1 rRNA gene is annotated in these 455 nt (G+C 53.4%); it reads right to left on the reverse strand.

The features are described 5' to 3' along the window. A 23S ribosomal RNA gene (locus UF75_RS27895) occupies positions 1-455 on the reverse strand; the annotation flags it as partial.

The following is a 455-nucleotide window of genomic DNA, read 5'->3' on the forward strand; positions in this document are numbered from 1 at the left end:
TCCCGATGTTCCAAACCCGATTCTTCGTTCCGTTCTTTTCGAACCTCGAACTTCGAGCCTCGAGCATCGAGACTAACCTCTCCTCTTAACCTTCCAGCACCGGGCAGGTGTCAGCCCCTATACATCTCCTTTCGGATTAGCAGGGACCTGTGTTTTTGTTAAACAGTCGCCTGGACCATTTCTCTGCGGCTCTTGTTGCCAAGAGCGCCCCTTCTCCCGAAGTTACGGGGCTATTTTGCCGAGTTCCTTAACGAGGGTTTTCTCGCGCGCCTTAGGATTCTCACCCCATCTACCTGTGTCGGTTTACGGTACGGGCACCTAGTCGCTCACTAGAGGCTTTTCTTGACAGCTTGGAGTCGGTTACTTCGCTACTAATTTTCGCTCCCCGTCACGTCTCAGACTTCTCGCAGGGCGGATTTGCCTACCCTACATCCTACTCGCTTGGGCGTGCTCAA

This window comes from Desulfosporosinus sp. I2 (assembly GCF_000960765.1).
GTDB lineage: Bacteria > Bacillota > Desulfitobacteriia > Desulfitobacteriales > Desulfitobacteriaceae > Desulfosporosinus.